This window comes from Massilia sp. 2TAF26 (assembly GCF_052115005.1).
Lineage (GTDB): Bacteria > Pseudomonadota > Gammaproteobacteria > Burkholderiales > Burkholderiaceae_D > Telluria.
On the sequence record NZ_JBFRFV010000028.1, the window covers coordinates 1 to 15,253 of the forward strand.

Annotated in this window: 16 protein-coding genes and 1 pseudogene; 11 read left to right on the forward strand and 6 right to left on the reverse strand. The window is 62.3% G+C overall.

Annotation, left to right across the window (positions count from 1 at the left end; translation table 11 throughout):
• The 4 genes and pseudogenes from AB4Z32_RS22315 to AB4Z32_RS22330 form a co-directional block, all read left to right on the forward strand.
• Positions 1-147 (forward strand): annotated as a pseudogene (locus AB4Z32_RS22315) (IS481 family transposase); the annotation flags it as partial.
• Positions 148-756: 609 nt separating this feature from the next.
• Complete coding sequence (locus AB4Z32_RS22320) at positions 757-945, forward strand: hypothetical protein (protein WP_442124062.1); 189 nt, start codon at positions 757-759, stop codon at positions 943-945.
• A gap of 210 nt (positions 946-1,155) precedes the next feature.
• On the forward strand, positions 1,156-1,509 hold the full coding sequence (locus AB4Z32_RS22325; protein WP_442124063.1) for a hypothetical protein: 354 nt from the start codon (positions 1,156-1,158) through the stop codon (positions 1,507-1,509).
• A 12-nt stretch (positions 1,510-1,521) separates the two neighbouring features.
• Positions 1,522-1,734, forward strand: a complete 213-nt coding sequence (locus AB4Z32_RS22330; RefSeq protein ID WP_442124064.1) for a hypothetical protein — start codon at positions 1,522-1,524, stop codon at positions 1,732-1,734.
• A 934-nt stretch (positions 1,735-2,668) separates the two neighbouring features.
• On the opposite strand, the gene AB4Z32_RS22335 is transcribed toward AB4Z32_RS22330, so the two are convergent.
• A complete protein-coding gene (locus AB4Z32_RS22335) occupies positions 2,669-4,444 on the reverse strand; it encodes a methyltransferase domain-containing protein (RefSeq protein WP_442124065.1) in 1,776 nt (591 codons plus the stop codon).
• Between the two features lie 105 nt (positions 4,445-4,549).
• Positions 4,550-4,921, reverse strand: a complete 372-nt coding sequence (locus AB4Z32_RS22340; RefSeq protein ID WP_442124066.1) for a hypothetical protein — start codon at positions 4,919-4,921, stop codon at positions 4,550-4,552.
• A gap of 154 nt (positions 4,922-5,075) precedes the next feature.
• Here AB4Z32_RS22340 and AB4Z32_RS22345 point away from each other — a divergent pair, with 154 nt between their 5' ends.
• A complete protein-coding gene (locus AB4Z32_RS22345) occupies positions 5,076-5,468 on the forward strand; it encodes a hypothetical protein (protein ID WP_442124067.1) in 393 nt (130 codons plus the stop codon).
• Positions 5,469-5,520: 52 nt separating this feature from the next.
• Here AB4Z32_RS22345 and AB4Z32_RS22350 read toward each other — a convergent pair whose 3' ends face one another.
• Positions 5,521-6,084, reverse strand: coding sequence for a PEP-CTERM sorting domain-containing protein (locus AB4Z32_RS22350; RefSeq protein WP_442124068.1), 564 nt, complete (start codon positions 6,082-6,084; stop codon positions 5,521-5,523).
• 113 nt (positions 6,085-6,197) lie between these two features.
• Entirely contained in the window at positions 6,198-7,694 is a 1,497-nt protein-coding gene (locus tag AB4Z32_RS22355) for an amidase (protein WP_442124069.1), read from the reverse strand.
• A gap of 67 nt (positions 7,695-7,761) precedes the next feature.
• Between AB4Z32_RS22355 and AB4Z32_RS22360 the strand changes: the two genes are divergently transcribed.
• Positions 7,762-8,493: a transcriptional regulator gene (locus tag AB4Z32_RS22360; RefSeq protein WP_442124070.1), complete on the forward strand. Its 732-nt coding sequence runs from the start codon at positions 7,762-7,764 to the stop codon at positions 8,491-8,493.
• 6 nt (positions 8,494-8,499) lie between these two features.
• Here the strand turns inward: AB4Z32_RS22360 and AB4Z32_RS22365 are convergent, their stop codons facing one another.
• Positions 8,500-10,641, reverse strand: a complete 2,142-nt coding sequence (locus tag AB4Z32_RS22365; RefSeq protein ID WP_442124071.1) for a TonB-dependent receptor plug domain-containing protein — start codon at positions 10,639-10,641, stop codon at positions 8,500-8,502.
• Positions 10,642-10,779: 138 nt separating this feature from the next.
• Here AB4Z32_RS22365 and AB4Z32_RS22370 point away from each other — a divergent pair, with 138 nt between their 5' ends.
• From AB4Z32_RS22370 to AB4Z32_RS22380, 3 genes are read left to right on the forward strand one after another with little or no spacing between them, the layout of a single operon-like run.
• On the forward strand, positions 10,780-11,109 hold the full coding sequence (locus AB4Z32_RS22370) for an ArsR/SmtB family transcription factor (RefSeq protein ID WP_442124072.1): 330 nt from the start codon (positions 10,780-10,782) through the stop codon (positions 11,107-11,109).
• A gap of 8 nt (positions 11,110-11,117) precedes the next feature.
• Complete coding sequence (locus AB4Z32_RS22375; protein WP_442124073.1) at positions 11,118-11,375, forward strand: hypothetical protein; 258 nt, start codon at positions 11,118-11,120, stop codon at positions 11,373-11,375.
• Positions 11,376-11,414: 39 nt separating this feature from the next.
• Positions 11,415-11,849, forward strand: a complete 435-nt coding sequence (locus AB4Z32_RS22380) for a hypothetical protein (protein ID WP_442124074.1) — start codon at positions 11,415-11,417, stop codon at positions 11,847-11,849.
• On the opposite strand, the gene AB4Z32_RS22385 is transcribed toward AB4Z32_RS22380, so the two are convergent.
• The gene (locus AB4Z32_RS22385) at positions 11,816-13,159 is read right to left on the reverse strand and encodes an alpha-amylase family glycosyl hydrolase (RefSeq protein ID WP_442124075.1); all 1,344 of its coding nucleotides are present in this window, start codon (positions 13,157-13,159) and stop codon (positions 11,816-11,818) included. The two genes, AB4Z32_RS22380 and AB4Z32_RS22385, sit on opposite strands and share 34 nt — an antisense overlap.
• A gap of 205 nt (positions 13,160-13,364) precedes the next feature.
• Here AB4Z32_RS22385 and AB4Z32_RS22390 point away from each other — a divergent pair, with 205 nt between their 5' ends.
• Together AB4Z32_RS22390 and AB4Z32_RS22395 are read left to right on the forward strand one after the other, a co-directional pair.
• On the forward strand, positions 13,365-14,357 hold the full coding sequence (locus AB4Z32_RS22390) for a porin (RefSeq protein WP_442124076.1): 993 nt from the start codon (positions 13,365-13,367) through the stop codon (positions 14,355-14,357).
• A 49-nt stretch (positions 14,358-14,406) separates the two neighbouring features.
• A complete protein-coding gene (locus AB4Z32_RS22395) occupies positions 14,407-14,844 on the forward strand; it encodes a hypothetical protein (protein WP_442124077.1) in 438 nt (145 codons plus the stop codon).
• Positions 14,845-15,253: the final 409 nt, after the last annotated feature.

Consider the following 15,253-nt stretch of genomic DNA (forward strand, 5'->3'; position numbering starts at 1 on the left):
ACATTGCTGAACTACTTGAAGCTGTACAACCACCACATTCCACAACGCGCCATCGACAATAAAACGCCTATCCTCGCACTCAAGGAATGGCAGCAGAAGCGCCCAGAATTATTCGTCAAACGCGTTTACGATCAAACGGGACTGGACAACTACAGTGTCTGGGCTAAGGAGGATTTCAGACAGAAAAATTGTAGCTTCGTTGGCAAGTGATAGATCGGAAAACTGAACGTATGCAGCCTATGATAACCGGCACAATGAATGTCACACTAGAGGGCGTGTCTATCAAACCTCCCGGCCCGCCTGATACTTACATTGGAACGGCAAGAAATTTCCTTGTCGGAGTGCTGGAGTTAGCGAACACGCCAAATTGTGCCTTTGCTCTTGCCTTTCTCGCTGCCCAAGCCGCCGAGTGCGGATTGAAAGCATATCTCTCCCGTAGCGGTAACGATATTCGTCTCAAGCAGAATCCGATTCGCCACGATTTATCGGCACTTTGGACCCTAGCTGCACATGAAGGTTTAGGTGTGGCAGCCACCCCACCGAATTGGCTATCGAATCTTAGCCAGCTCCACGGGGCGCCGTACTACCTCCGTTACTCGATAGGGGTTCACGGAGTAGTGTTGCCTGCCACTGAGCCCATGGTGTCCGAGTTATCGGCACTCATCGAAAACATATCAGGGCGGCTCTACTGAACGGAAAACCTGGCGCCCGCACGGCGCCCTGTACACGGCCGGTAGCCGCGAATTTAAAGACATCATGAGCAACACTACTGGTTTGACCGGCGTGGAATTGGAGGCGATGGCGGTCCGCGAATTGGCGCAATTCCATATCGACTGCTCAAAGTATTCGCTATCCAAGGTCGAGCACGACGAAGGTAGCAGCACTCTTCTGACGATCTGCTGGCTTATCGATGGCTTCACTGACACGACGCCGAGACAGTCCTGAGACGCGGGCAGTTGCGAAAAAATGCTTACCGCTCTCATCATTCTGACGGCCCTACCGATGTGGTTTTTCGCAGGACTATTTTTGTCCGGCTTCTTGAGCGATCACATGGGGGCCGGCGAAAAGACTTCTCGGATCGTCGGCTGGGCTGCGCCGCTTTTGCTATTTTTTTCCTGGGTAGCTTCCGGGCGCTGATTAAGGAAAGGAGCGTCAATGGATTTCGAAAAGATTGTCGTTCCACTTGCAACCGCTGTGCTGGGGTTCCTTAGTGGATTAGCGGCGCCGTGGATCAAGTCACGCGTAGATGAAGCAACTGAGCGTAGGACGCACCGCCGCAGTTTGATCGCAGCGTGGCGCGCAAAATTGGCCGAGGTTGACGAGGTTCCTCCAAACTTCGGCGACACCCATGAGTACGCGTCTCTGCGAGCACATATGCAGACGGAAGTCGTCAAGAAATTCGAAGCGCCTCGCACCGTCTATTTTCCCGGCGGTCGTGGAATGGACGTGAGGAAGCAAATGCTCGTTGATGAGATTGCCCGGATAGAGAAAGCCTGGGGCCTACTGTAAAGGAAGATAGCTATGAATGAAGCTGATGAAGTGCTGGTGCCACGAACTCAAGAAGTGAAGGTTTTCTTGAACTCTAAGAACGATGTGGTTCTGGTGCGCGAACTGGAGGAATACGAACGGCAAACTGCTAGCAGTGCAGACACCGACGTGCACATCGTGATCCCTAAGCACTATATTCCTGCGCTAATCGAGCGTCTTAAGCAGCTCTTGGCTGAAGCAAACTGACCGGAAAATCTATCGATGAAGCGTTACGTTTTGCCGCTGTTTGTTCTACTTGTTGCTTGTATAGCTGCCAGCATTTGGCTAGAACATGTTTTTGGCGAAGCTTGCGTCAATCGACGCCTTATGTTTCAACGGTCTGGCGCCCTGGTTGTTTTGCTTGGCATAGCTTACGGTTTTGTCGACGCTGCACGGTATGCGAAAGTCGGAGAATTTCACAGCCCGGAAGAGGTCGAAAGAACAACTTGCACAACCGTGTCTGGGGATCATGTACGGACCCCAGCCCGACTGCCGTCAGGTCGTTATACCTTCCCTAACAACCAATTCGGCTCGAAGGTAGCCTGCCCACTTCAGCAAAAAGAAATTGAGGACGGGCGGGTCAGCTTGGGAGTCATCACGGTGTCGCACCCACACCTCGTGCCCATAATCGAGGCGTATTTACACGCCCTACACGTTAAACTTCACAATGGCCGTTTGCCGGACCTAAGCCTGCAGATTGGGTAAATAGCCTGCCCGACAAAAAGGAACGGGAAAATGAGGGTGCAAAGTGCGTTGACGCTGCGGAGGTGGCGGCAGCGGCAGTCAATCCGCACCCACACTATTGATTGGCCACAAAAATCAGTTTGAACGGCCCAGTGGGCAGCATGGTGGGTAGCCTTTGAAAAATGTCTCCATTTTCATAGACAAACTACTGCTGACACCGCTTCCGCCAAGCATACTGAACTAAAGCCCCACATATTGGGGCTTTTTTCGTTTCATCATATTGCTACGAGAATGAAGTGTAGTCCGAAGCCGCCTCCTCTCCCGGCAAAATATAGGAATTGAATAAAATTGCCGTCCAGATAAAATTGGACGTGTTGACTCGCTAGACGTTTGGCATTGGTGCATGAACTTGGCGCGCCGACGTGTGATTCAACCGCCCAGCCACATGGCGTTGCCATTACCATGAGCGCACTTCGGTCATCGATGCATCCGTGTCGACAGGCTGCCGATCATCTGTCCTGCCGCGATTCCCGGCGTAGGGTGGCTCCCAAGCCCGCAATCCCTGATCCTTGCTCAATCTAATGCGATGTACTTTCATCGCGTCGATGACGTCCGCCGGTTCTGGATCGGTGACGAGTATCGGTAGGGTCTGCGAAGCTTCGAGGAAGAACTGGCGGCGCATGTCCTCGCCCTGGCTCAGGAAGGCATCGCTCCACCATTCACTGATGGTATCGCTGGCACGCTCCAGTGCCGCCTGGGTGACCAGGCGATTCGATTTCTGGATGTTGATCTGCCGTGACGCCGGCACCAAGTTCCATGCGTCGCCGCAGGGCCATGCAGCAAATGGGAAGCAGTGGTCTACGTCGTACTCGTCGCGCAGGCGCGCACCCGACCACACACAGTACACCGGCTTGCCGGCCACGCGGATGCGATCCACGGCCGCCCTGGCGAAGCTGGTGTCGCGTGCAGGATCCACCCATGTGAGCAGCGAATACGCGAGCGTGCGCACGTCTGGCCGCCCGTCGTTGCAATAGGACTCGATCAACCTGACCCATTCCGACACCAGCACTGGCTCGATCCATACGTTGTAATGCGTCAGCGCCTGCCAGATCTCAAGCGGGATGCGGAAGTCGCCGAGGCTCCACAGGAAGGGGTCGTCGATCTGGAGTTGAGCTGGTGTAGCGATCATGCGGCGTCGCGTGACCTCGAAGATCGGATTGTCGCTCGATGGCCAGCGCAGGTAGGTCGCCGGCATATTGCGGATCACCTGTGAAATCTCCGACAGGCTGCGATGGAGATGCTTCGCTGACTGTCCATTGAATACGGACCCAATCCGCAATTCAACTGTGGTCACAGGTCGAAGCGCAAGAAAGCTATCGGTGAGAAAGCCAGGACCGTTCCCGGACGGAGAGCTCGGCATTTGCGGCAGCGCGTTTTCGATCAGCGGCTTGTACATGCGCATCCAGAAGAGCGATACCAGCCCCAATGGTACGACCACGGAATCAGCTTCATAGCGGGCCGTACCCGCCGCGGCATCGGCAATCCGGGCCAGCACGCGAAGAAGCGCAATCTTGTAAGTCGACGACTTTCCGTCGACCAGGATCAGATGCCGCAACAAGGGCAGGGCGCCCAGACCGTCATCGGGAAGTCCAAGTACGACGTTTGTCCATGAGACCTCGTTCCGGCCAAGTTTGTCATGGCTATCGCTTGTGCGCACGATCCGCAGTCCGAACTGTTGGGCGAGGCTCGCCAATTCTGGCAATGAGACCTCATGCATTGCTCGCTCGGTATCGGGCCTCCCCAGCCGGAGACTGATCGCGATGCGTCCTTTCGGCGCCAGCAGCGTTGCCAGCTTTCTTAGCGAACGCTGACGCGCTGCCGGAGGAATATGCATCCAGACGGCGGACAAGAGAATGAGATCGAAGCTTAGGCCGAGGCGCCGAACGTTCGCAAGGTCCGGCAGGCTATCGGATACCCAGTGAATTCGCGTTGATGGATGTAGTTTGCGCGCCTGGGCGAGCATGGCGTCCGAGGGCTCGACGGCAACGACGTCATATCCATTTGCCACGAACCAGGCCGCGTCACGGCCGGAGCCGGCGCCAATGTCGAGCACTGTGCCACCAGGTGGCGGAAGCAAGTCAAGCAGGCCTGCGTGAACCTCTTGAAAGGATAGCGACTCATACTGCTCAACCAGCCGGGAGGCATGCTGTTCGTAGTGAGGAATGAGGGCCATCGACGGTAGTTCAATATTGTTGAGCTACCGCCGATTGTAGTCTGGAAACGAGCGTCTTTAAACTTTGTTTGCGCCGCTTATGGAATTTCCAGCGCGGAGCAATGATCAGGACTTGGCCGCGCAAGCCTTCCCATGCTCCCCATGAAAGCCCTTGGCCTTGGCATCCGCCTCGCTCATGTATTCGCCTTTCTTGGTCTTGCCATAGTACTTGTCACCCTCGCAGTGATACACCTTGCTGGACGTATTCACCCAAACCTTCCCGTTACCGCCACCCGGCGCCTGTTCCATCGGCGCGGCCTTGGCCTTGGTGGTTTTTTCAGCAGCCTTGGTGGCCTTCTCGTGGGTCTCGTGCATCTTGGCCGGCGCCGCCTGGCTGGTCGTGCTCGACGGTGCAACCGGATTCGGTACGGTGGTCTGGGCAAATGCGGAAGTCGCCGCAAACATGACCAGGCCGGCCAGCAGTGAGAGTTTTTTCATGATTCTTTCCTTCGAGCGGACACGAATATACGTGCGTGTTCAAATAACGTAGCCCGGCTGCGACGGTTGACCGCAGCATGCATGAAAATGTGTCCAAATGTTTTCGAGTCTTGGCAATACAATATAGTATCGAAACGATAACTGGAGCGACCAAATGCCAAAGCAGCCCAAGCAGCAGCCTCGCCAGGTCCAATGGCTCGAAGACGCGATCGACGAAGACTATGGCGCAGCAGCGCACTACCTGTCGCTGCTCGAGGTCCAGAAAAACGTGGATAAAGCCGTCGCAGAAATGCGATCCGTAGCGATCACGGGGTTCAAGGCGACGGATCTGCTCCGCGCCGCTCAGCTCACGGTGCCGAAAGCGGACGACCGCCCGACTCGCGAGCAGATCAAGAAGATCAAGAATGGCGAAGCGATTTCGCCGGTGCTGCTGATGCGCGCGAGTTCGCTGAAGAAGGTGATCATTGCGGACGGATTTCACCGCGTGTGTGCGGCCTACCGGATCGATCCGGACGTCGTCCTGCATTGCAAACTCGTCGGATCCTGAGTGCCAAGCCAGGGAGACGATCGAAGAGCGCCTCCCTGCGCAAGAAGACAGCTTAATGAACCCGGCGCCGCCGAGCCATCACCCCCAGCAATCCCAATCCACCCAGCATCAAGGCGTACGCCCCAGGCTCCGGCACTGCCGAAATATTCACCAGCACACTGGACGTCGAGGTCAAAGTCTGGCCCGCCTCATTCACATAGATGGTATCGGGACCGAAGCTCACCACCGGGACATAGGTACTCGATGGATCGACCGTCGCACCAGTGATCGTGGGCGCATCCGCAAACGAGAACGCGAAGCCGTTGAATCCGCCCGGCGCCACCGGCCCGCCCGCCGTATAGCTGATCCGGATCGTCGAGGCGCCGACGTCGACGGTGACGGGCAGTACGTCGAAGCCCACCGCGGTGGACATGAAGCTCCCTTCCGGGAACTCCACGGTCGGGCCGACGGTCGCGGTGAGCGTATTCGTCACCAGGTCGGATGGGGTGACAGCCGTGCAGCAGTAGCCGGCGACGGTAACTTGCGAACCGGTCAGGCTCTGCGCCTGCGCCGCCGGACTGAGCGCGATTGCGGCTACAGCGGCGGCAAATAAAGCAGATAAGGCTCTGGTTGCCATGATCTCTCCTTTGTCCGAGTCATTCGGGTAGTGGAAAGACCTAATCTCGATGATTGACCGAGTGAGCGTTTGATACTGATCAATTGGAACTCATCGATTTTGAGTTAGCGCACTCAGCCTCGCGCCAGTGACGGCAGGCGGTCGAACCAGGGCTGCGCCTGTTCGAGCTGGCGGGCCAGCTGCAGCAGCCGGTCTTCGCTGCCGAAGGGGCCGACGAACTGGACGCCCAGCGGCAGGCCCTCGTCGGTCCAGTGCAGCGGCACGCTCATCGACGGCGTGCCGGTCAGGTTCGAGAGCTGGGTGAAGGGCACATAGCGCAGGTTGTCGGTCGCGATTTTCCGGATCGTGCCGTCGAGCAGGCCGAGGCGGGCAAGCACGCCGAGCACGCCAGTGCCGTGCAGGAAGCCCAGCAGCGCCTTTTCCGCGCCCGACTGGTCGCCGGTGCCGTGCTTGACGGGCGGCGCGGCCAGGGTCGGCGTCAGCAGCAGGTCATAGCGCTGGTGGAAGGCGGCGAGGGCGCGCGCGTACTCGTTCCAGCGGTTCAGCTGCGCGGTGAGCGACGTGGCCGAGATGCTGTTCCCGAGCGTGACCAGCAGGCGGTTGGTGAGCTCCAGGTCGCTCGCCTTCGCGCCCTGCTTTTTCGCGTGCGTGACGGCGGCCGGGATCTGGCCGAAGTAGATGTGCAGGTAGCTCTGGGCCAATGCGGCGCCGTCGATGTCTGGGGCCGCTTCTTCGACGTGGTGCCCCAGGCTTTCCAGCAGCCGGGCGGCATGCTCGACCGCCTTCACCGCTTCCGGATGCACCTCGGTGCCGATCGGCGAGGCCGTCGTGAAGCCGATGCGCAGCCGTCCCGGCTCGCGCAGCATCGCCTGGGCGTAGGGTTCGGTAGGCGGCGCGATCACGAAGGGATCGCCCGGTTCGGCGCCCTGCAGGACGTCCAGCGCCAGCGCCGAATCGCGCACGCTGCGCGAGATCACGCCTTCGCTGGAGGCGCCGAACCAGCCTTCGGCGGCGCCGGGGCCGGACGAGACCCGTCCGCGCGAGGGCCGCAGGCCGAACAGGCCGCAGCAGGCGGCGGGAATGCGGATCGAGCCGCCGCCGTCGTTCCCGGCCGCCATCGGCACGATGCCGGCGGCCACCGCCGCCGCCGCGCCGCCGCTGGAGCCGCCCGGGGTTCGCGTCAGGTCCCAGGGATTGCTGGTGCGGCCGTACAGCTCGGGGTCGGTGACGGCGCGGATCGCGAATTCCGGCAGGTTGGTCTTGCCGAAGATGACCAGGCCGGACTTCAGGAAGCGCTCGACCACGTGGGAGTGGCGGGCGGGGACGATGTTCTGCATGGCGCGGCTGCCGTAGCTGGTGGGCAGGCCGGCGTAATCCTGCCGGCCGTCCTTGATCAGGAAGGGCACGCCGGCGAAGGGGCCGCCCAGCGGGCCGCCGAGCTGGCCGCGCGCCTGGTCTTCCATCAGCCGCACGACGGCGTTCACGCTGCCGTGCACGCGCCGGTGCTGGGCCAGGGCCAGGTCCAGCAGTTCTCCGGGACGGACGTCGCCGCGCGCTACCTGCTGGGCGAGGGACGTGGCGTCGTTGGCAAGATAATCAGCAAGCTGCATTGGCATCCCCTATATTGTTATGGTGTAATCTGACAGCACATATTGTCATAGAAGAAATCTCGCCGCAATGTCCGAAGTTTCCCAACTCATCACGACCATCAAACGCCAGCTCAAGCTGCAGGGCAAGACCTACCGCGACGTCGCCAGCGCGCTGAGACTGTCGGAAGCCAGCGTCAAGCGCCTGCTGACCTCGGATAACCTGGGCGTCGACCGCGTGGTCGAGATCAGCAATATGCTCGGCTTCACCCTGGCCGAACTGGCCCAGGAAGCGGCGGTGACGGAAAGCCGCGTGCGCACCCTCACGCCGGCCCAGGAAAAGGAGCTGGTGTCGGATACGCGGCTGCTGCTGGTGGCCGTGTGCGCGCTGAACCACTGGACCCTGCAGGACATCCTGGCCGTCTACAAGCTGAGCGAGCCGGAGTGCCTGCAGAAGCTGCTGTACCTGGACCGCCTGCACCTGATCGCCCTGATGCCCGGCAACCGGATACGCCTGAACGTGGCGCGCGATTTCGACTGGATGCCGGACGGGCCGATCCGCCGGTACTTCCGCACCGAAGGCCTGAACGACTTCCTCGACAGCGGCTTCGACAAGCCCGAGCAGTCGCTCGCCTTCACGCATGGCATGCTGACCGAGAGCGCGCTCGCACGCATGCAGGCCGAGCTGCGCCAGCTGCGCGCCCGCTTCGCCGAGCTGCACGAGGAGAGCCTGGCCTCGCCGCTGCCCAAGCGCCGCGGCAGCGGGCTGCTGCTGGCCTTGCGCGAGTGGGAGCCGGCGGCGTTCACGGCGCTCCGCCGTTAAGTCGGCTTAGAGGTTCTGCTCCCATTGGAGCCGCCAAGTGGTGCGGGCGTGGTAGACGTAGCTGGTCGCCAGGTCGTCCTCGCCGCCGTAGACGCTGCGGCCGAAGGAGTTACTATGCAGCAGGTCGGACACCGACAGCCGCAGCTTGCTTTTCCGGTCGCGCTTCCACACCGCGTAGAGGTCGAGCTGGCGCTTGGGGCTGCCATAGTCGGCCAGCAGGGGACTCTGGCGCGAGGCGACACGCCCCCGGTAGCTCATCGTCCCGCCCAGATCGAGCGGCAGTGTCGACGCGCCGACATCGAGTCCCAGGTTGCCGCTCCATGCCGGCTGGCCGGCGATGCGATTGTCCGGCCCCGCCACCGCTTCCAGCCGCGACCAGTTGCGCGCGACATTCACCCGTGCCGCCAGCGCGCCGCGACGGGTCCTGGCTTCGAATTCCAGTCCCCGCACGGTGGCGCTGCCGGCATTGTCCGGGGTGACGATCCAGACGCCGTTCTGCAGGATCACGCGGTCCAGCGTGATGTCGCGGATGCGCTTGGCGAAGGCGCTGATGCTGAGCATGTCGTCCTTGCCCACATAGTGTTCCCAGGCCAGGTCGGCGCCGAGCGAGAGTTCTGGACGCAGGTTCGGATTGCCCTGCTGGTCGGGGTTGGTGGCGCTGTTGTTGTTGTCCACCGTGTAGCGGCGCGGCATGAGCTGGACGATCTGCGGCGCCTTGTAGGTGCGGCTGAGGGCGAAGCGCAACTGGTCGCCCTTGTTGTCCTGGCCGCCGGGCTTGAACAGGGTCTGGAAGATCGGACTCCAGACGCTTGAATCGACGTCCACCGGCGCGTGCGCGCTGCCTTCGCCGGTGGTGCGCAGGTCTTCGCGGCGCAGGCCCAGGTAGGCCGACCAGGCCTCGGTGATGTCCCACTCGTCCTGGATCCAGACAGCGCTGCGGCTTACCTTTGCCCGGTAGTCCTCGTCGCTGCCCAGCAGCGGGCGGCCGGCGGCATCGAACTGTTGCTCGCGCCGGAATTCCTGGCGCCGCGTGCGGCCCGCTTCCCAGCCCAGGGCCAGCGCGTGGGTCTTCAGGAGCGGCCGGCGGTAGCTGCCGTTGAACGTCAGCCCGCGCTCGGACTGGCCGGAGTCCACGTGGTGGGTTTCGAGCAGGGTATCGGCGAGGTCCATGCCGCGGTAGACGAAGCCGGCGCCGATCGACTTCGCATAGCCGGACAGCTTGGCCGAGAGGCGCGCGCCCTGGTCCAGCTTGCGGGTCCACGACAGGTCCGCATAGGCTTGCGGCTGCGAGTGGGCGCGGTAGCTGCTGGCGCCGTGCGGGAAACTGCTCGGCGATCCGATCTGCGTGCTCTCGAGCTCGGACTTGGCGTTGTCGATGCGCTTCCAGCGCACCCAGCTTTGCGAAGACAGGGTGTCGTTCGCCGTCGGCTGCCAGTCCAGGCGCGGCGCCAGTTCCAGCTGGTCGTTAATCTGCCGGTCTTCCCAGGCCGTATGCCGCAGTAGCGGATGCGCGCGGCGCTCGTCGGTCGTCACGCCGGTATAGGTCTCGTCGCGGCGCTTGAGGGTGGCTGCGAGCGTGTAGGCCAGTGCGTTCACACGGCCGGCATGCTGGACGCTGAGGCTGGGCGCCGGGTGGCCATCGGTAATCGAAGCGCCGGCCTTCAGCTCGGTCTGCGGCGCGGCAAGCTTGCCGGCCTTGCGCAGGACGATGTTGATGGCGCCGGCCACCGCCTGGCCGCTGGTCTCGGCGGTGGGCGCGCGCAGGATCTCGATGCGCTCGACCAGCTCGGGATCGATCTCTTCCAGCGAAAAGCCGCCGGGCGCGGGCGTGCCGTTGAGGAGGATGGCCACATAGCCGCTGCCGAGTCCGCGCATGCGGATCGCCGGCTTGCCCGGGGCGCCGTCGATGGTGATGCCGGGCTGGCGCTTCAGCACTTCGATGAGGCTGGCGTCGCCCTGGCGCACGATCTCGTCGCGGGTGACGACGAGGGCGGTGGTGGTCGATTGCGCGCGCTGCTGGAGGGCGCTGGCGCTGACCATCACCTGCTGCACCGCCGCTTGGGACTGAGATGGAGCCTGGGCCTGCGCGCTGGCGCAGGCGTGGACGGCGAGCAGGAGCGCCGGAGTACCGGTTCGGAGTGTCTTCATCGGATCGCATGGTTTCTGGATGAAAAAAGTATGCGATCCGCTTGCGGTGGCCGGCAAGCGCGGTGGGACGAATGCCCGCTTGCCGGTGACGGCATGATTTCGCTTGACTTGTTTTCACGTGTAAGGAATTATTGACACGTGAAAGACGAAACTAAAAAGATCGATGGCGACCGCCTGCTGCTGATGCTGGCGGCGCTCGCGAATCCGCACCGGCTGCGCATCGTCGCGGCGCTCGCGACGGGCGGACGCAACTATGTCAGCCAGCTGGCGCGGGACATCGGCCTGAGCCGGCCGCTGCTGCACCTGCACCTGCAGAAGCTGGCGGAGGCGGGCCTGGTCACCAGCCGGATGGAGTTGTCGGCGGACGGCAAGGCGCTGAATTATTTCGAGGTGGCGGCGTTCGCGGTGCCGCTGGCGCCCGGCCTCATTGCCGAAGCCGTGAAGACCCTGAACAACAAGGAAGAGTAGAGGTTGCCATGTCCACTAGCGTTTATCTGCTGACTCTCTGCCTGCCGCTCGTCACGGTGCTGCTGGTCTTCGGCATGAAGTATTTTGCGTCCGTGCAGCAGGCGAGAAGCCGGCTGGCCCACGACGAGGCCTGGCGCCAGCTGGCGGCCCAGGTGGCCCAATCGCAGGCCGACACGGCCGCCCAGCTTGCCGCCATGAGCGCCACGCTGGCGCGGCTGGAGTCGCGTACTGCCAGCGTCGAGCAGATCCTCAAGCAAGTTGAATAAGAGCGCTCTAAGTCCGAACGTCATCCAATGGAGGCTGTCATGGTCGAGGTATCCCTGTTCCGGCTGTACCTGTTGCGCGCAATGTACCTGTTCATCGTGGTCGGTTTCGGGACCTTCATCTTGCCCGGCATCCTGCACCACCAGGGCCCGTGGGCGCTGACCCAGGGCGTGGTCAACTGCATGCTGGTCGCCTTCTGGATGTTGGCCATTCTCGGGGTGCGCTATCCGCTGCAGATGCTGCCCGTGCTGTTGTGGGAATTCGTGTGGAAGATGGTGTGGCTGCTGGCGGTCGCGCTGCCGGCCTGGCGCAGCGGAACGATGGACGAGGCGACGCAGGCGAATGTCTTCGACTGCGCCCTGGCACTGATCATTCCCTTCGTGCTGCCCTGGCGCTACCTTGTCGCCCACTATGTGAACAAAGCGGGCGACCCGTGGCGTTCTCAGCGCGCCGAGCCCGGCGCCTCGATGCGGTAATCCCAGGCCGCCAGCGACTGCTGCTTGCCGCCGGGCAGGGTGTACTTCTGCGCCGCGTTCGACAGGTTGACAATGACCTTCACGATATTGCCGTCGCGCTTGCGCTGGAAGGCGAAGACCTTGTCGTTGCCGGTCTCCAGCACCTCGGTGCCGCCGCCGTACTGGCCGTTCCACAGTGCCGGATTATCGTGCTTGAGCTTGAGCAGGCTGGCGTAGAAGGGGGCGTACCGGTAGGTCTTCCAGTCGATGGGGTCCTTCTCGAAGAACTCGATGCGCTTGTCGAGGCCGGCTTCCTGGCCGCCGTAGATGAGCGGCATGCCGGGCAGGGTGGCGGCCAGCACGGCCATTGCCTTGAAGGCCGGGCCGTAGAGTTCGACGTCGCTGCCGGCCCAGGAGTTCTCGTCGTGGTTCGAGGTGAAGCGCATGCGGTAGGCGCCCGGCGGATAGGCCCTGGGTGGATGTTCCAGGAAGTCCTTCAGCGCACGCGCATCCTTCTTGCCCTTGGCGATGTCCTTGAACAGGTCCTTGGTATCCCAGCCATAGGTCATGTCGAAGGCGTGTTCGTGCAGCTCGGGCTTGTCCGCCTCGGCCAGCATGAAGACGGGCTTGATGCGGTCGAGGGCATCGCGCGCCTGGTTCCAGAACGGGGTCGGCACCTTGCCGGCGACGTCGCAGCGGAAGCCGTCGATGTCGGTTTCGCGCACCCAGTACGCCATCGCCTCGGTCATGCCTTTCCACAGGGCTGGCTTGCTGTAGTCGAGGCCGGTGACGTCGGTCCAGTATTCCGGTTCGGCGCCGTCGGTGTAGGTGACCGGGAAGATTTCGCCCTTGTCGTTCAGCAGGTACCAGTCCTTGTGCTCGACCGTCCACGGATTGTCGAAGGCCGTGTGGTTGGCGACCCAGTCGATCAGCACCTTCATGCCCAGCCCGTGTGCCTGCTTCACGAGGGCCTTGAAATCGGCCAGGGTGCCGAATTCCGGATTCACGGCCGTGTAGTCGCGCACCGCGTAATAGCTGCCCAGCGTGCCCTTGCGGTTCTTTTCGCCGATCGGCTGGACCGGCATTAGCCAAAGGATGTCGACGCCCATCTTCTTGAGGCGCGGAAGGTGGGCGGCGAAGGCCTTGAAGGTCCCTTCCTTCGTGTATTGGCGAATATTGACTTCGTAGATGTTGGCATTCTTCGACCAGGCCACGTGGGCCATCGGCGCTGCGCTTGCGGGGGCAGGCTCGGCGGCAAGGCTGGGGAAGGCGGCGAACACACCGCTCAGGGCGAAGGTGGCTGTAGCAAGGGTACGGGTAAGCTGTCTCATTATCGTCGCTTTCATGTAGTTTAATTACAGCGGTCGACAGATTCTAAACTGGAAACCCGGTAGTGACCAGCGCAATGCAAGAGCCCGATTGCTACGTCGGAATACACCGACAAAAACACGAGCCAAGTTGTGGTGCATATTGTGCGATTCTGGACAGAGCGAAGCAGTAGAGTGGGAATACTGTAGGCGTACTGAGGATTTCGCCATGAAGACGCCGCCCATCATCGCCATCGTATTTTGCGGAGCCGCCCGCCTTGCGTTCGCGCAGGACGCCGGCGCCGGAACCGCACCCGCGGCACCCGCCGGCACCGCGCAGGGCGCGACGGGCGCCCACGACATCGCGGTATTCACCGGCGTTCCCACCCGTACCCGCGGCGGGGACTGGGCGACGCCGCCACGGCGCGGTTATGGCCAGTTCGGCCGCTCGGCCTTCGGCGACATCGAAGGCTTCACCCTCGGCCGCCAGTACAACCTGGAATACCTGTCGCTGGCCGATGTCGGCGATCCCTTCCACACCGGCACCGCCGGCCGGGCCAGCAACCTGGTCGGGCGCAACGGCATGCGGTCGAACGAGAATGTGCGCTACTACGGCAGCAGCATGAACGGCTTGAGCACCGGCGGCTCCTGGACCGTCGACACCCTCGGCGGCGACCCGCTGGCCGACCGCGCCTGGGGCATGACGGTAGGCGTCGACATGGGCAGCTTCTCGTTGCGCGCCGCCCACCAGAACCGCCACGTGGCCCAGATCCGCCTGTTCGACCTGGTCGGCAGCAGCATGGATGCAAAGAACTCGCTGATCGCCGCCAACCTGCGCATGCGCTGGGGCACGGCCTACGCGGCTTATGCGGCCAACCGCGGCTGGGGCAGCTCACCCCTGTACAACCCGGACAATCCCTACGGCGCCGGGGTGGCCAGCACCTCGTCGACCGACAGCCGCGACACTATGGCGGGCGTGGCGGTGCCGGTGACGCGCAACACGACTTTCCTGGCCTCCTATATCCACAAGAACGACCGCGACCTCGCCAACCGCGACGCCAACCAGTTCGCGGTGGGCGCCAGCTATGTCGTGTCGCGCAAGACGGATTTCTACGCGGCCATCTCCCACACGGTCACCACCAAGGGCAACGGGGTACTGATCGGCGGCGCGGCGCATCCCGGTAGTTCCGCAGTGAACGTCGGCATGCGCCATGCGTTTTGAATTTGGGGTAGCCTGACTTTATGACTTATTGCATTGAATCGGAGGACACATGACTGGCTCGAGCACACTTGATCCGGATAACTTTCCCGGAGCACCAGACCGTAGCCTTGGCAAAGGCCACGGCATCGATGCCCTTGGCCCGAGCGACGTGACCGACAGCGGCAGCGACGTCGTCGGCGGCCCGGGCTTCGCGGCCAATCTGGACGACGACCAGGTGCTGGACCTGGACACCGGCACCACCTCGGACAACGAGGAAAGCTATGCCCACGATACCGCCGGGGCCGACATGGGCGACCCCAACCTGGAGAGCGACAGCGATTTCGGCGGCACCGGCGAACGTGCGGCCGCCGGCCGCGACCTGCGCGTCAGGGACGGCAACGACATCGACACCGACCACATCGAATCGATCCCGGACCTGCCGCTGACGGACGAGGACGTGGACTTCCTCGGCAGCCAGCCGCCGAAGGGGCCGGCGCCGGGCAAATGATCGAAGTTTTTACGGATGGTAAAAAACCGGGCGGTGCCCGGTTTTTTCGTAGTGTGGCCGCGGCCGGCGCAGGCACCCTTGCCCATCGCCGATCACGCCTGGTCGAGCGCCTCGCCGTTGCGGGCGGTAGTCAGCCCGATGCCGCTGGTGGCGCCGGTGATCACCACACCTGCTCGTCGATCTTGCGTAGTTGCACTGACATGAATGAGTCCCGTGGCTAGCTTGTGAACACGACACTCGTGACCATGCACGGGATTGCAGGTCATTTTTACAAAAACGGTGGAGCAGTTTCCGCTCCCCAAAACGTCGTCCCTGCGCCTCCAAAACCTCGTCCCCGCGAAGGCGGGGACCCAAGTTCTGCAAGCGTCTCGTTAGCGCAAGCAAACTTGGATCCCCGCCTGCGCGGGGA

Excerpts from the sequence above, each read along its gene's own strand:
- AB4Z32_RS22345 (WP_442124067.1), top strand. The coding sequence starts at position 5,076 with ATGCCAAAGCAGCCCAAGCAGCAGCCTCGCCAGGTCCAATGGCTCGAA.
- AB4Z32_RS22395 (WP_442124077.1), top strand. The coding sequence starts at position 14,407 with ATGACTGGCTCGAGCACACTTGATCCGGATAACTTTCCCGGAGCACCA.
- AB4Z32_RS22380 (WP_442124074.1), top strand. The coding sequence starts at position 11,415 with ATGGTCGAGGTATCCCTGTTCCGGCTGTACCTGTTGCGCGCAATGTAC.
- AB4Z32_RS22385 (WP_442124075.1), bottom strand. The coding sequence starts at position 13,159 with ATGAGACAGCTTACCCGTACCCTTGCTACAGCCACCTTCGCCCTGAGC.
- AB4Z32_RS22335 (WP_442124065.1), bottom strand. The coding sequence starts at position 4,444 with ATGGCCCTCATTCCTCACTACGAACAGCATGCCTCCCGGCTGGTTGAG.
- AB4Z32_RS22375 (WP_442124073.1), top strand. The coding sequence starts at position 11,118 with ATGTCCACTAGCGTTTATCTGCTGACTCTCTGCCTGCCGCTCGTCACG.
- AB4Z32_RS22350 (WP_442124068.1), bottom strand. The coding sequence starts at position 6,084 with ATGGCAACCAGAGCCTTATCTGCTTTATTTGCCGCCGCTGTAGCCGCA.
- AB4Z32_RS22360 (WP_442124070.1), top strand. The coding sequence starts at position 7,762 with ATGTCCGAAGTTTCCCAACTCATCACGACCATCAAACGCCAGCTCAAG.
- AB4Z32_RS22355 (WP_442124069.1), bottom strand. The coding sequence starts at position 7,694 with ATGCAGCTTGCTGATTATCTTGCCAACGACGCCACGTCCCTCGCCCAG.
- AB4Z32_RS22390 (WP_442124076.1), top strand. The coding sequence starts at position 13,365 with ATGAAGACGCCGCCCATCATCGCCATCGTATTTTGCGGAGCCGCCCGC.
- AB4Z32_RS22320 (WP_442124062.1), top strand. The coding sequence starts at position 757 with ATGAGCAACACTACTGGTTTGACCGGCGTGGAATTGGAGGCGATGGCG.
- AB4Z32_RS22330 (WP_442124064.1), top strand. The coding sequence starts at position 1,522 with ATGAATGAAGCTGATGAAGTGCTGGTGCCACGAACTCAAGAAGTGAAG.
- AB4Z32_RS22365 (WP_442124071.1), bottom strand. The coding sequence starts at position 10,641 with ATGAAGACACTCCGAACCGGTACTCCGGCGCTCCTGCTCGCCGTCCAC.
- AB4Z32_RS22340 (WP_442124066.1), bottom strand. The coding sequence starts at position 4,921 with ATGAAAAAACTCTCACTGCTGGCCGGCCTGGTCATGTTTGCGGCGACT.
- AB4Z32_RS22325 (WP_442124063.1), top strand. The coding sequence starts at position 1,156 with ATGGATTTCGAAAAGATTGTCGTTCCACTTGCAACCGCTGTGCTGGGG.